Below are 13,795 nucleotides of genomic sequence, written 5' to 3' on the forward strand. Positions count from 1 at the left end.
TATTATGTTTGATCAAAACCCTAGTCGTGAAAACGTATCTCCCCTGACCACTATCGGTAATAACGCACAGCCAAAGCCGTTGCGTGACTCCGTGAAGCAAGCGTTGAATAGCTTTCTGCGCCAGCTGGACGGTCAGGACCCTGAAGAATTGTACGAGCTGGTGTTATCCGAGGTGGAGGCGCCGCTACTAGAAGAAGTCATGACTTATACCCGGGGTAATCAAACCCGCGCCGCAACTATGTTAGGTATTAACCGCGGCACTTTACGCAAGAAGCTGAAAAAATACGGCATGAATTAAGAATTTTTTGGGCGCCTTTTGGCGCCCTTTTTTTATTGACCTCCCCGTAATTTAACTGAGTTATAGAAAGGCAAAACAATGAAAACCCGTCCAATCCAACGCGCTTTAATCAGTGTTTCTGATAAAACCGGTATTGTTGAATTCGCTCAATCTCTGGCCAAAAAAGGCATTGAAATTCTCTCTACAGGTGGCACCGCTAAGCTACTTCGCGATTCAGGCATAACCGTTATTGACGTTTCTGAGCATACCGGCCAGGAAGAGATTATGGGCGGGCGCGTAAAAACTTTGCATCCGAAAGTTCACGGAGGCATTTTAGGTCGTCGCGATATCGATCAGACAGTCATGCAGGAACAGAATATTGCGCCTATCGATATGGTTGTGGTTAACCTGTATCCCTTTGCTGAAACGGTAGCCAAAGAAGGTTGCACGTTAGAGGACGCGATAGAAAATATCGATATTGGCGGCCCGACTATGGTTCGCGCTGCAGCTAAAAATCACAAAGACGTGACCATTGTTGTCAATGCCAATGACTACCAACGCGTGCTTGCTGAACTAGAAGAACAGGACGGAGTCAGCCACAGCACTCGCTTTGACTTAGCGGTCGCTGCATTCGAACACACCGCCCAATACGACGGTATGATTGCCAACTACCTTGGTAAGCAACTGAGTGGAAATGACTTTGCGCGTACATTAAACCTGCAGGTATCGAAAAAGCAGGACTTACGCTACGGCGAAAACTCACACCAGTCAGCAGCATTTTATACCGAACGTAATGCTCCAGCCGGTACCGTTTCCAGCGCTACGCAAATTCAGGGCAAAGCGTTGTCCTTTAACAATATTGCCGATACAGACGCGGCGCTTGAATGCGTAAAGAGCTTTGATGAGCCGGCCTGCGTTATTGTTAAGCATGCAAACCCTTGCGGTGTCGCAATTGGTGAGTCCATTACCGATGCTTATGATCGCGCTTTTAAGACCGATCCAACTTCCGCCTTCGGTGGCATTATTGCTTTCAACCGTGAGCTGGATGAAACAACGGCAACAGCTATTGTCGAGCGCCAGTTTGTTGAGGTTATTATCGCGCCAAGTGTCAGCGACAAAGCCAGAACTGCGGTTGCCGGTAAAAAGAACGTTCGTTTGTTAGAGTGCGGCAATTGGGAAGAAACCAACACCCAGCTAGATTACAAGCGAGTTAGTGGCGGTTTATTAGTACAAGATACCGACAATCAGGACTTTAACGCAGACGAATTAAAAGTGGTCACTGAAAAGCAACCAACAGAAGCACAGATGACCGACTTATTATTCTGCTGGAAAGTTGCCAAGTTTGTTAAGTCTAATGCCATTGTTTATGCCAAAGACGGCATGACAGTAGGCGTAGGCGCCGGCCAAATGAGCCGCGTTTACAGCGCTAAAATTGCCGGTATAAAAGCGGCCGACGAAAATCTTAGTGTGCCTGGTTCCGTTATGGCTTCTGATGCTTTCTTCCCGTTCAGAGATGGTATTGATGCCGCCGCCGAAGCAGGTATCAGCGCTATCATCCAGCCGGGAGGCTCGATCCGTGACGAAGAGATCATCGCCGCAGCTAATGAACACGGTATCGCGATGGTATTCACCGGCATGAGACATTTCCGCCACTAGGCAACTTAACCAGTGGGCATAGCATTGCGTCCGTAACGTTTGGGGGCTAGTCTAATAGACAAGTTCCCAACCCTACAGGTGATAGCATGAGAAAATTAATAACATCCGCTTCTGTCATAGTATTAGCAAGTGCCCTTAGTGCCTGCTCTCCAGCCCCCGAGGCGGATTCTTTGCAAGCGGCAGTCGACCATGAATCCCGCACCGACAAATACGCTGCTCGTGATGAATTCCGTAACCCAAAAGAAACTTTAGAGTTTTTTGAGCTAGAGCCGAGTATGACGGTAGTGGAAATTTGGCCAGGTGGTGGTTGGTATACTGAAATATTAGCCCCTTATCTGGCGGATGAAGGACAGCTTTATGCTGCACACTTTCCGGAAGATTCAGGTAGCGATTACTACCAACGTTCACTTGAAAACTTCAAAGAAAAATTAACCACTAATCCGCTCTATGGCAATGTCATTTTGACCGAATTTGCACCGGGTAAAGACACTGACCTGGCACCGGCTCGTAGTGCCGATCGTGTGCTCACGTTCCGCAACCTTCACAACTGGTATATGCAAGAAGGCGAAGAAGGTGTCATTCAGGCATTCCGTCAGTTTCATCAAACGCTGAAACCTAACGGTATGCTAGGTATCGTTGACCATCGCCTGCCCGAGTCAAAAGATGCTGAAGCTTTTAAAGACTCTGGCTATGTAAAAGAAAGCTGGGTAATAGACTTAGCTGAACAAGCCGGTTTCGAGTTTGTGGCTAGTGCCGAAATCAACGCAAACCCAGAAGATACAGCTGATCACCCTAAAGGTGTCTGGACTTTACCTCCAACCCTGACGCTGGGTGAAGAAAACAGAGAAAAATACGAAGCCATTGGTGAAAGCGATCGCTTCACCTTGAAGTTTCGCAAACCCGTTACAGACTAGAGGACAGAACTAACCTTATGAAAGTATTGGTCGTTGGCGGCGGAGGCCGTGAGCACGCTCTGGCGTGGAAAGCAGCACAATCACAGCAAGTAGAGTGCGTATATGTTGCCCCGGGTAACGCAGGTACAGAGCGTGAGCCAAACCTGACAAATGTGGCCATCAGCGCCGAAGACATTGAAGGCTTGCTTAACTTTGCCAAAAGCGAAGGTGTTGAACTGACCATTGTTGGTCCGGAAGCACCTTTAGTTGCGGGCATTGTTGATCGCTTTAGTGAAGCCGGACTCGCCGCATTCGGCCCCACAGCTAAAGCAGCGCAGCTAGAAGGCTCTAAAGCGTTTAGCAAAGACTTTCTGCAGCGCCACAATATACCCACCGCCGACTACCAAAACTTTACAGAGGTTGAGGCAGCCAAAGCCTATGTCGCTGAAAAAGGCGTTCCTATTGTCATAAAGGCAGACGGCCTTGCCGCTGGCAAGGGCGTTATTATAGCTGAAAGTCAGGAGCAGGCGGATGCCGCTATCGACGACATGCTGGCCGGTAACCGTTTCGGCGATGCCGGGCACCGCGTCGTTATAGAAGAGTTTTTACGCGGTGAAGAAGCCTCTTTTATTGTGATGGTGGACGGCGAACACGCTGTACCTTTCGCGTCAAGCCAGGATCATAAAGCACGTGATAACGGCGATAAAGGACCTAACACAGGTGGGATGGGCGCTTATTCGCCGGCGCCGGTGGTGTCACCAAGCATCCATAAATGGGTTATGCAGCACGTTATTAAACCTACAGTCGATGGAATGGCAGCAGAAGGAGCGCCATACAAAGGGTTCCTCTATGCCGGTTTAATGATTGCTGAAGACGGCACAGCCAAAGTTCTGGAGTATAACTGTCGCTTTGGGGACCCTGAAACTCAGCCCATTATGATGCGTTTAAAGTCGGATTTGGTTGAGCTTTGCCAGCAGGCAATTGAAGGCAAACTTAATCAGGCGCCTATCGACTTTGATGAGCGCGCTGCAGTTGGTGTGGTTATGGCTGCCGGAGGGTATCCTGAAAGTTACAACAAAGGAGATGTCATTCACGGCCTTCCTGAACAAGCTTCTGAAAACCAGAAGGTATTCCACGCGGGAACTAAAATGGATGACGGCAATGTGGTCACAAGTGGTGGCCGGGTTCTCTGTTGTACAGCCCTGGGTAAAACCGTTACTGAGGCTCAACAACTTGCCTACCAGCTGGTTGATAAAATTAACTGGAATGATGCTTATTATCGCACCGATATCGCGCACCGTGCGATAAAACGCGAAAGCTAAATACCCACCTCCTGTCATTACATTGTCATAAAAGCTTACTAAGCTTTTGTCTCTGTTGTGATGGGAGGTTTCATGCCTGGGTGTGATTTAAAAAAAGAGCTATTAACCCTTATTCAGGGGAAGCAACTTTACCCTCTATTTCAACCCGTTATGGACACTGTCCGCGGAGTTGTTATTGGCCATGAAGCGCTTATTCGCGGCCCTAAAGGACACTCTCTCGAATCCCCGGATAACTTATTCTCTCTCGCCAGCAAAGTAAGACTATTATCAGAACTGGAACTAGCATGTCGCTCTGCTGCCATGGAAGCGTTTCAGAAAAACTCTATGCAGGGTAAACTTTTTCTTAATGTGAATCCCAATGTTCTGCAGGATGACTCTCACCCGCATGGATCGACACTGCGTTTGTCCCAGCAATTTGGCATATCACCAGAACAAATTGTCATTGAAATTTCAGAACGCTACCCAATTGAAGATACCGAAAATCTGAAACACGCCATTATTCACTATCAGAAACTTGGCTTTATGATTGCTATTGACGATTTAGGTGCGGGTTACTCCGGGCTCAAGCTCTGGTCGGAATTACATCCTGACTATGTCAAAATCGATCGCTATTTTATTCAGTCTCTTGAAACATCTTCGGTAAAACGAGAATTTGTGCAAAGTATTCTATCGCTGGCCACAAGTTTACGCACGAAAGTGATCGCAGAGGGCATCGAAACCACAGATGAACTTGAGCAATTACAGTCTATGGGTGTTAATTATTGTCAGGGATTCTTGCTCGGAAAGCCGCAGCTTTATCCGGTACTGGAGGTCTCTTCTTCACTGGTCGTTCCTAATCATTCTGTTGCACTAAACTACCAAACAACTATCGCCAGTGTGGTCGATACCATTCACGGCGTATCAGCGGAAACTCGCTCTTCACAAGTGCTCGACACCTTCACACAAGATAAGACGTTATCCTCCTTGCCCGTTATTTATGAGAAAAAGGTCGTCGGAATTATACGAAGAGAAAAGGTTATGGAATTCTTCTCTGGCTCCTACGGTCATGCTCTTTATGCCAACAAACCGGTTTCTTACATTATGGATGATCGCCCTCTTTCCGTTGACTGGCAAACATCGCTGGAGGAAGTGAGTCAGTTAATTACCGATAATGATGAAGTCGATATTTATCAGCACATTATTGTTACTAAGAGAGATGTTTACTACGGTGTAGCATCCATTAAAAATTTATTACGCAGAATAACCGATTTAAAAGTTACCAACGCACGCCATGCTAACCCTTTAACTCAACTTCCGGGGAACGTAGCTATCAACCAAGTTATAGAAGACCAGCTTTTCCGAGACTGTTCGTTTCAAGTGGCCTACTTTGACTTGAACCATTTTAAGCCTTTTAACGATATTTACGGTTACGAACAAGGCGATCAGATTATTAAATGGTTAGCACAGATACTACAAAAAAATTTATTCAGGCATGGTCATTTTATTGGTCACATTGGCGGAGACGACTTTGTCGCTATTTTCAAAGACACCGATAAAAAACAAACCGAAGAGTTATGTCATAAAATTATCAAAGACTTTGAGCAAGACATTACCCGATTTTATCATCAGGAGCACATTCAGTTAGGGGGAATAAAAGCATTATCCCGTAACGGTAAACCGGCCTTCTACCCATTACTAAGTCTTGCTATTGGTGTGGTTCAGCCAGATCCCTCGGAGTGTTTATCACATCACGATGTCGCACTATTAGCCAGCGAAGCAAAAAAAGAAGCAAAACAATCTGACGGCAGCCACTGCTACATGTGCCACCGTCAAAAACCCAGACGTTTACGCCAGGTTAATCTTCAACAATCAGATCATCTTCAGTATCAGACGCTGAGCTAAATGAATCATCAGCAAATTTACCGCGCCCGTACATACTGGCGACTTTTGGCCGATGAATACGTGCCTGATATTTTGCCCAGACCTTTTCTACATCCGTTACAGGGGCTTGTTCCCCCCGACACGCAGCCAGCAACTCAATATCTTCTTGTAAAACAGGTTCAAACTCTCCCGCCAGCATTGCCGTAATGAGGCAGCCGTAATGGGTCAAAGCATCGCTTTCACGAATAGAGAAATCGCCTGAGCGAGAAAAGCCATAAGGGTAGTTGCGGAAATCGTTAAACGGTTTCTTTAACAATACTTCACGGGTCATCTTGGTCATGTGTAAGCCCTTCCTACAGACTAAAACCGAACAAAAAGTCTGTCGTTGTATACGACAAAGACGATATAGAGCGATATCGAACTTTTGTCAACGAAAATTTTTGTAAAATACCTTTTAACAAAGGGTTGTAGCACCTATAAATTAGCCCTGTGTAATAAGTTATGTCATTTTATTTCGTAAATAAAAAGGAAGGGCACTATGAATAAATTAATGTTGACGGCACTAGCCACCGCCACGTTAGGGCTAGTCGCATGCGGGGGCTCTGACAGTGATGACAATAACACCGATACCGCACAATTTTCCCTCGGCATTAGTGACGCCCCGGTCGACAACGCTGAGTCTGTTGTTGCCTGCTTTAACGCAGTTGAACTTACCGGTAATGGCGATGAGCCCCGCACTTTCACCGTCGGCGAGGATATTGAGGCCCCTGAAGAGAATGACCTTTGTACCGACGAAGATGGCCAACCCATTGCAAATACCATTGGCATCGACTTGCTGGAGTTTACGGGCAATGACTCGATGGTTTTTCTTGAAAACGCAGAAATTGATGCGGGTCAGTACGGACAGCTAAGACTGGTCATGGCTGAAGGTTCTTACATCATGACAGACACCAACGATGATGGTGAAGCTGAAAAAGTTGCCGTACAAGTCCCTTCAAACGAGTTGAAGTTAGACGGTTTTGTTGCCGATGCAGGCGGAAACCTTAACTTTACCGTTGAGTTTGATTTGCGCCACGCCATGACTAACCCAGTCGGCCAGGATCACTACATCCTTAAGCCGCGCGGCGTTCGTCTGGTTGATAACTCTGCTGTTGGTCACCTGAAAGGTACTGTTGCTGAAGGTGCGTTGCTATTTAACGAAACCTGTACCGTAGCACCGGAAAACACAGAAGAACCGGTAGCTTATGTTTATCTCTACGAAGGCAGTGACCTTGATGAAACAACCTTAGCTGATAACGGCGGTTCGGAAGAAAACGAACCTTATGCCAGCACAGCGGTTTATTTTGACGGGGTAGACACCTACGACTTCTCTATAGGTTTTGTTGCGGCAGGAGACTACACAGCTGCGCTTACCTGTAATGGTGGGGACGATCCGGAAGCCGATGATGACGTGAACTTTTTCTTAACCGAGAACGTCACTATTGAAGAATCTAGCGAGCCACAGGAATTAGAGTTTGTTGGTGCAGCTGAGGAATAAAGGCATTCGATAGTTTTGGCTACAGGGACGTAGCCTTCCTCTTACCAAAAACCAAATGCTGACCCCAGACTTCTGCCACTGAGCAACACCGAAATTAAAAAGATGACTGCAGCCAGCATATTTTGCAAAGCGGAGTTACGGTAATTGCCTAACATCGAACTCTGACAAAGCCACCACAGAAATCCGACAATAACTGGCAGTAAAATCCCATTCGCAACCTGAGCAAACCAAATAACCGTTACCGGCTTTATGCCAACGCTTGAAATAACAATACCTATTAGCAAAATCGATAGCCAAACCGTTCTGAAAGCCCTGCTTCGTAAATTAACCGACCAACCCATAATGCCGCATAATGCATAAGCACTGGCTAAAGGCGCCGTTGTCGCCGATGAAATGCCCGCAGCGAATAACCCGATTGCCATTAAGTAAGTAGCCCCGTCGCCAAAAAGTGGACGCAGCGATCCGGCTAAATCGCCTGCACTTTCAATTGTCACTTGCTGGCCAAAGAAGGCCGAAGCTGCAGTGGCAACAATAGCCATAGAAATAAGACCACCAAAAGGTATTGAAAGAAAAAGGTCCCGACGGGCAGCTGAAAGGTCATTCGGAGATTGCCATTTTTTAGACACACTGGAGGCATGCAGGAAAATATTATACGGAACTACCGTGGTACCAATTAGCGCAACGACAGTGAGCGTCGCTCCGGTAGGCAATGAAAACCCAAAGGTACCTTTAAATACAGCACTCCAGTCTGGAGCTGTTAATAAAAAGGTGCCGATAAAGGCCACGCTCATTAGCAGAACCATTCCAATCAGGGCCTTCTCGATTACCCTGGCGTTACCCGACCAGAGTATCAGTAGTGCAATAATACCAATGACAAGCGCCCAGGCATTGCTCAGCCAAGCATCCAGTATTGGTACCGGCCCAAGTAGCTCACCAGCACCTAAACTGGCTCCGGAAAGGTTTCCGCCCTGATAAACACTATTGCCAATAGCAATAGCGCTAAAAATGAGAATTAATGCCAACCAACGAAGCCAGCCAGAGGTGAGGTTATTACGGATGTTTTCGCCAAGCCCGGCTTGTGTCACCAAACCAATGCGGGCCGACATTTCCTGAAGAATAACGCAGGCCACAATAGAGAACAGTAAAGCCCACAGCAATGCGTAACCAAAGTTTGCTCCGGCCAGCGACGCTGTAACAACGGTTCCCGGCCCAATAAATGCCGCGGCTACTAGCGCACCAGGCCCGAACTGAGAGAGTTTCAACATAACCTAAACAGACTTTCTCGCGGATTGAGGGCCTTCAATAGTCACCATTGAAATCCAGTTTTTATTCAGTGCCTCGGATAAGTCCGACTCAAGCACAGAGCGAGCCGTGCCGTACTCAACATATAAATCGGTGACGCCACAGGCTCTATTACGGCCATGGGCTTTACCTGTATACAGTGCCATATCGGCAACCTGAAGGACCTTCTCCCAATCCATTTCATGTTCCGGTATGTCGGCAAACGGCAGGCGAATAAAGCCTATAGTAGTTGTCACAAAAATTTCCTGTCCTTCGTAAGCAATCGGCTCTTTCGCTATCGCTTTCAAAATTCTTTCGCTCATTTCTTCCAGGTCTGCACTGCTTACGTTACGAACAAGAAAGAGAAATTCCTCACCGCCCCAACGGATCAGTTTATCGCTTGCACGACACTCTTTTTGTAAGCGTTGACTGATTTCAATCAATACTTTATCACCGGCCGCGTGCCCATATTTGTCATTAATGCGTTTAAAAAAGTCGATATCAAGCAGAATAAGGCCATCGGAATGGGCCGCCGCTTCGCGTCTCTCACCATGCTGTTTACGCGCTTCCATCTCTTCCTGAAGAGCACGGCGGTTCCACAAGCCAGTAAGAGGGTCTCTACGTGACTGGTCAGCCAACAAATTATTAGCTTCTTTTAATCTTAAGTTGGCGCGTCGGGCTTTGCGGTACATTAGAAAAACAAATAAAGCAGCGAATACAGCAACAATCCCCAATAACAACCAAATTAGGTTTCTCTGTTCGTTAATTTCCAGTAACTGCTGTTTAAGTTCGTTTTGGCGCTCCAGCAACTCAATCTGCTGCTCTTTATCTTTGCTTTCATAAAGCTGCTGTAAATTAGCCAGGTTCTGCTGTTGATCACTTTGATAGAGCTCTTCCATCAACTCCATCTGCTGTTTTAGAGTCTCGGCCTGTTTTTGATGTTGCCCGGCAAGCTCATAGGCTTCAGCAAGCTCGCCAAGTAACCCTTCAACTTCCGTTTTTATGTCTTCCTCACGATAAAACTCAACCGCTTCGCGCATTTCTTCAAGGCCGGCTTCCGTGTTGCCCTGATGCACATCAATGAAGCCTAAATTGAAATGGATGGTCTGTGCCATCCAGATATCTTCGACTTCTTCGGCCAACTCCAAAGCTTCTCGTAAATGACTTCGGGCTTCTTCCCACTTTTTTTCAGACATGTAGTGGTCACCGTAATTATTTAAAATAACGGGTAGTAAATACTCTCGTTCATCTTTAACTGCCGCTTGGTAAGCTTTTCTTAACGAAACAAGAGAAGCTTCTCGTTCGTCCATTTCCGCTTCAATATAAGATTTGTGCAGGTAAAAATCAGGCAAGTCGTATTCCAGCTCGTTCTGCTTAGCGCTTTGAATTGCTTTATTAATTGTTTTTAACGACCCTTCCCAGTTTTTCAACTCAGACTGAATAATTGCGATTGAGTAGTCCAGATATTGTTGACGGATGGGCGTTCTTTCATTGTGCGTTTCGTTGACGGCATCCTGAGCCAGCAGCAAGTGACGCAAAGCATCATCGTAACGGTTCCAGTCAGCATAGATTCTCGAAATAAGGTTGTGACCGTAATAACGAACCCTTGGCATACGAGAGTTAGAAAGGGGAATCTCAACATCGTTGAGCAGCAAAAACGCTTCGCCGTACTTACCTTCCATTTGAAGTATTTCAACTCGCGTCGCCTGAGCTTCAGCTTTTACATCAGAAATTTCACTGTTTTCAGCAAGAGCCAGCAGTTCATCCAGTTTTTCGAAAGCTAACTCGGTTTCACCCTCGTAGTAATACCAGGACACTTCATAGCTTTTAGCTCTGGCCCGGGTAGCTACGGGCGTTTTCGGCGAAATATCTTCCAGCACATTAAACAAAATAGCTCTCGAGTCTTCCTCTTCACCCAGAGAGTTAAGGTAATCATCCAGCTGCTCCTCCATGGCCATATCGACCGGAACACCGTTAATATTTTCTGTCGAAGGCTGAGCTGAGACGGACCCAAAACTTACCAGCAGAAAAAACGCTGAAGCGGCTAAGCAATAGTTGACCCATTTCTTGTTTTTATTTTTCATGGGAGCGAGTCCGTTCAATGATTAATTAACGACCAAGTTTATCTCAATTTGAATGATTGCACAAAGCTAATCACTGAGGTAAAACAGCAGTATGACAACGACAAAGTTAGACTGGTCGAAGATACTTAAGTCAGGGCAAAGAATCTTTATTGGCTCTCACGCTGCGGTGCCAACCGCGCTTATCGATGACCTGATAGAAAACGCAAAAAATCTGCATGATATTGAAATTGTGCAGTTAATGACGCTGTCCGACAATAAGTGGGCCGGTCCGCAGTACCAGCAGTTGTTTAAGGTCAATACCTTTTTTATTGGTGGCGATACCGTAAGAACCGCGGTGAATGAAGGCCGTGCGGATTATACCCCCAGCTTTATTTCCGATATTCCCAACCTGTTTAATAACGGCATTCTGCCATTAGATGCCGCTTTAATTATGGTCAGTCCTGCAGACAAGTACGGCTACCATTCAATGGGGGTTTCAGTCGACGTGGTCGCCGCCGCTGCTAAATCTGCCAAGACCGTTATTGCCCAGGTGAACCCTAATATGCCGGTCACTTACGGACAGTCTTTTCTGCACACGAATCAAATTAATTACTTTTGGGAACATGCAGCACCTCTGCCCGAACTGCCACCACCCAGCCTTGAAGACAGTAAAATCATTGAGCGGATAGGCCAATACATTGCGCTGCTGGTTGATAATGGCTCTACGCTTCAAATTGGTGTCGGTACTATTTGCGCTGCGGCACTGCGTTACTTAAGTAACCATAAGGACTTGGGCATTCACAGCGAGCTTATTACTGACGACGTCATGCATTTAATGCTCAAAGGAGTCATTAATAACCGCAAAAAAACCTTCCACCCGAATAAAATTGTGACCAGCTTCTGCATGGGGTCAAAAGCCCTTTATGACTTTGTTGACCACAACCCACATGTCGGTTTTTATCCCAGTGAATATGTAAATTCACCAGCAAACGTTGCCCGTAATGACAAATTAATAGCAATTAACAGCGCCATTGAGGTGGATTTAACCGGACAAATCGTATCGGACTCTATTGGCCACCAGTTTTACAGCGGTATTGGTGGGCAAGTGGACTTCAGTCGTGGAGCGTCTTTAAGTAAAGGCGGTAAACCCGTTATCGCTCTACCTTCAACAACACAAGACGGTAAGGTGTCACGCATTGTCCCATTCATTCGGGAAGGCGCAGGTGTAGTAACAACGCGCGGGCACGTACACTATGTCGTCACCGAATTTGGCGTCGCTTCATTGCGGGGAAAAAGTATTCGCGAGCGGGCTATGGAGCTAATTCGCGTTGCTCACCCTAAATTCCGTAGCCACCTGTTGCAGGAAGTTCGTAAACATTATTGGGTTCCCCACTATCAGCAACAAACACCAGTTGATGTGCCGGAGTTAGGCGATATTGGCTTTAAAAAGCTCAAAATTAATAACGAATCTTTTGATTTAAGACCGCTTTATCCGTCGGATGAACGTCGGCTGCAGGAGTTCTTTTATTCTCATACGAAAGAAACTCTACAACTGCGCTACAACGCCGTACCCACAACCATGACCCGGGAAAAATCCTGCACCTTGGTCAGTGTTGACCAGTCGAAAGATCTTGCCTTGTGTATTGTGCATCAAAAAGGCTCTGCGGTTCAGATTCAGGCGGTTGGGCGTTACTACTACATCGAGTCGCAAAATAGTTGCGAGGTCGCTTTTGTGACCCGCGAGAAATACCAGGGCCGCGGCATGGCGGGCAAGCTCTTAGATGAAATGATTCGCATAGCACGCGAGCGTGGCCTGGACAGTATGCAAGCCTACGTATTAGCCGCGAATAAACCCATGTTAAGTGTGTTTGAACGGGGCGGCTTCAAACGCTTGCCCAGTGAAGAGCCGGGTGAAGTCTTGCTCAAACTCGATCTTAAACAAGGCAGTGAGTAAATTATGTCGATAGTCGTATTCAGTCATGATGACTGCCTCAAACACATACCCAACGAGCAGCACCCCGAGTGCCCGGCCCGTATTGAAGCCATTAATGACCAACTCATTCGCTCCGGCCTCGACTTTGTGCTTATACGAAAAGAAGCAACAGAAGCGCCCTGGGAAGCTATTCAGGTGGCGCATTCCCAAGCACATATCGACTTTATTCGTGCGGAAATTCCTGAGTACGACCATGAATGGATAGATCCGGACACCTTAGTGACACCAGGTAGCTTAACCGCTGCCTTGAAAGCAGCCGGAGCAGCGGTTAATGCGGTTGACGATGTTATGACCACCCTCAACAAACAGGCTTTTTGTGCCGTTCGCCCACCAGGCCACCACGCTACGCGCTCAAAAGCCATGGGGTTTTGTTTATTCAACAATGTTGCCGTTGCGGCGTACCACGCTATTGAAAAACACGGACTTGAGCGCGTTGCCATTGTCGATTTTGACGTACACCACGGCAACGGTACCGAAGACATTGTTCAGGGTGATGACCGTATCTTGTTTTGCTCGTCATTCCAGCAGGCGTTCTACCCGTTTACCGGCGAAGACAGCAGCGCCGGTAATGTTCATAACGTGCCGCTACCAGCTGGTTGCAAAGGCGAACAATGGCAACAAGCCGTTTCAGAAAAGTGGTTTCATGCACTCGACGACTTCCAACCCCAACTGGTGCTTATTTCTGCCGGCTTCGATGGTCACGCAGAAGACGACATGTCTCAGTTTCTCCTGAAAGAAGAAGACTACCACTGGATAAGCGTTAAGCTGAAAGAAATTGCCGACAAACACTGTGACGGTCGTATCGTATCTACGCTTGAAGGTGGGTATAATCTCAGCGCGTTAGGCCGCAGTGTTGTTGCGCATTTAAAAGGCTTACTCTAAGCGCACCTCTATTCTTAAAACATTCATAAAA

The 13,795-nt window shown here is 46.9% G+C and carries 11 protein-coding genes; 8 read left to right on the forward strand and 3 right to left on the reverse strand.

Features of this window, described 5'->3' with window-relative positions; all coding sequences use genetic code 11:
- Positions 1–4: 4 nt before the first annotated feature.
- The 5 genes from fis (at position 5) to K5X84_RS10875 (ending at position 6,029) form a co-directional block, all read left to right on the forward strand.
- On the forward strand, positions 5–298 hold the full coding sequence (gene fis, locus K5X84_RS10855; protein WP_011235515.1) for a DNA-binding transcriptional regulator Fis: 294 nt from the start codon (positions 5–7) through the stop codon (positions 296–298).
- 78 nt (positions 299–376) lie between these two features.
- Entirely contained in the window at positions 377–1,933 is a 1,557-nt protein-coding gene (purH, locus tag K5X84_RS10860) for a bifunctional phosphoribosylaminoimidazolecarboxamide formyltransferase/IMP cyclohydrolase (protein WP_222235847.1), read from the forward strand.
- Positions 1,934–2,019: 86 nt separating this feature from the next.
- Positions 2,020–2,847, forward strand: coding sequence for a class I SAM-dependent methyltransferase (locus K5X84_RS10865; protein WP_222235848.1), 828 nt, complete (start codon positions 2,020–2,022; stop codon positions 2,845–2,847).
- A 17-nt stretch (positions 2,848–2,864) separates the two neighbouring features.
- Entirely contained in the window at positions 2,865–4,148 is a 1,284-nt protein-coding gene (purD, locus tag K5X84_RS10870) for a phosphoribosylamine--glycine ligase (RefSeq protein ID WP_222235849.1), read from the forward strand.
- Positions 4,149–4,220: 72 nt separating this feature from the next.
- Positions 4,221–6,029 (forward strand): GGDEF domain-containing protein, encoded by a 1,809-nt coding sequence (locus K5X84_RS10875; RefSeq protein WP_222235850.1) that lies wholly within the window; start codon positions 4,221–4,223, stop codon positions 6,027–6,029.
- Here the strand turns inward: K5X84_RS10875 and K5X84_RS10880 are convergent.
- Positions 5,983–6,348 (reverse strand): MaoP family protein, encoded by a 366-nt coding sequence (locus tag K5X84_RS10880; RefSeq protein ID WP_222235851.1) that lies wholly within the window; start codon positions 6,346–6,348, stop codon positions 5,983–5,985. The genes K5X84_RS10875 and K5X84_RS10880 overlap by 47 nt on opposite strands.
- A 198-nt stretch (positions 6,349–6,546) precedes the next feature.
- Between K5X84_RS10880 and K5X84_RS10885 the strand changes: the two genes are divergently transcribed.
- Positions 6,547–7,545 (forward strand): DUF4382 domain-containing protein, encoded by a 999-nt coding sequence (locus tag K5X84_RS10885; protein ID WP_222235852.1) that lies wholly within the window; start codon positions 6,547–6,549, stop codon positions 7,543–7,545.
- A 41-nt stretch (positions 7,546–7,586) separates the two neighbouring features.
- Here the strand turns inward: K5X84_RS10885 and K5X84_RS10890 are convergent, their stop codons facing one another.
- Together K5X84_RS10890 and K5X84_RS10895 are read right to left on the reverse strand one after the other, a co-directional pair.
- The gene (locus K5X84_RS10890) at positions 7,587–8,810 is read right to left on the reverse strand and encodes an Nramp family divalent metal transporter (protein WP_222235853.1); all 1,224 of its coding nucleotides are present in this window, start codon (positions 8,808–8,810) and stop codon (positions 7,587–7,589) included.
- Positions 8,811–8,813: 3 nt separating this feature from the next.
- Positions 8,814–10,910, reverse strand: coding sequence for a tetratricopeptide repeat-containing diguanylate cyclase (locus K5X84_RS10895; protein WP_222235854.1), 2,097 nt, complete (start codon positions 10,908–10,910; stop codon positions 8,814–8,816).
- Positions 10,911–11,001: 91 nt separating this feature from the next.
- On the opposite strand from K5X84_RS10895, the gene K5X84_RS10900 reads away from it, so the two are divergent.
- Both K5X84_RS10900 and K5X84_RS10905 read left to right on the forward strand, forming a co-directional pair.
- Complete coding sequence (locus K5X84_RS10900; RefSeq protein ID WP_222235855.1) at positions 11,002–12,843, forward strand: GNAT family N-acetyltransferase; 1,842 nt, start codon at positions 11,002–11,004, stop codon at positions 12,841–12,843.
- Between the two features lie 3 nt (positions 12,844–12,846).
- Complete coding sequence (locus K5X84_RS10905; RefSeq protein WP_222235856.1) at positions 12,847–13,764, forward strand: histone deacetylase family protein; 918 nt, start codon at positions 12,847–12,849, stop codon at positions 13,762–13,764.
- The last annotated feature ends 31 nt before the right edge of the window (positions 13,765–13,795 follow it).

This window comes from Idiomarina abyssalis (assembly GCF_019797805.1).
Taxonomy (GTDB): Bacteria; Pseudomonadota; Gammaproteobacteria; order Enterobacterales; family Alteromonadaceae; genus Idiomarina; species Idiomarina abyssalis.

Coding starts and splice junctions, on each gene's coding strand:
- K5X84_RS10895 (WP_222235854.1), bottom strand. CDS start 10,910: ATGAAAAATAAAAACAAGAAATGGGTCAACTATTGCTTAGCCGCTTCA.
- purH (WP_222235847.1), top strand. CDS start 377: ATGAAAACCCGTCCAATCCAACGCGCTTTAATCAGTGTTTCTGATAAA.
- K5X84_RS10880 (WP_222235851.1), bottom strand. CDS start 6,348: ATGACCAAGATGACCCGTGAAGTATTGTTAAAGAAACCGTTTAACGAT.
- fis (WP_011235515.1), top strand. CDS start 5: ATGTTTGATCAAAACCCTAGTCGTGAAAACGTATCTCCCCTGACCACT.
- K5X84_RS10900 (WP_222235855.1), top strand. CDS start 11,002: ATGACAACGACAAAGTTAGACTGGTCGAAGATACTTAAGTCAGGGCAA.
- K5X84_RS10875 (WP_222235850.1), top strand. CDS start 4,221: ATGCCTGGGTGTGATTTAAAAAAAGAGCTATTAACCCTTATTCAGGGG.
- K5X84_RS10885 (WP_222235852.1), top strand. CDS start 6,547: ATGAATAAATTAATGTTGACGGCACTAGCCACCGCCACGTTAGGGCTA.
- K5X84_RS10865 (WP_222235848.1), top strand. CDS start 2,020: ATGAGAAAATTAATAACATCCGCTTCTGTCATAGTATTAGCAAGTGCC.
- purD (WP_222235849.1), top strand. CDS start 2,865: ATGAAAGTATTGGTCGTTGGCGGCGGAGGCCGTGAGCACGCTCTGGCG.
- K5X84_RS10890 (WP_222235853.1), bottom strand. CDS start 8,810: ATGTTGAAACTCTCTCAGTTCGGGCCTGGTGCGCTAGTAGCCGCGGCA.
- K5X84_RS10905 (WP_222235856.1), top strand. CDS start 12,847: ATGTCGATAGTCGTATTCAGTCATGATGACTGCCTCAAACACATACCC.